The following is a 352-nucleotide window of genomic DNA, read 5'->3' on the forward strand; positions in this document are numbered from 1 at the left end:
ATTAACTGACGGTCCACATACCATTACCGTGACAGCAACTGACCCTGCAGGTAATGCAGGAACAGATACAGCTGTGGTAACGATTGATACCACTGCACCAAATGCACCGGTCCTTGATCCAATCAATGCGACTGATCCAGTGACAGGTACAGCAGAAGCGGGATCAACCGTGACTGTAAGCTTCCCTGACGGTACAACAGCAACTGTGGTTGCAGGTACAGACGGCAGCTGGTCAGTAGCAAACCCAGGTGACTTGACGGATGGTCAAACGGTGACAGCAACAGCAACAGACCCTGCAGGCAATACTTCATTGCCAGGTTCAGGCGTGGTGTCTGCGGACATTACTGCACCT

The 352-nt window shown here is 52.0% G+C and carries 1 protein-coding gene; it reads left to right on the forward strand.

The features are described from left to right. Positions 1 to 352 (forward strand): Ig-like domain-containing protein (locus ACS604_RS18980; protein WP_474772666.1); only part of this gene is annotated, 352 nt, incomplete at both ends.

This window comes from Acinetobacter sp. Li1LvA2, assembly GCF_056156705.1.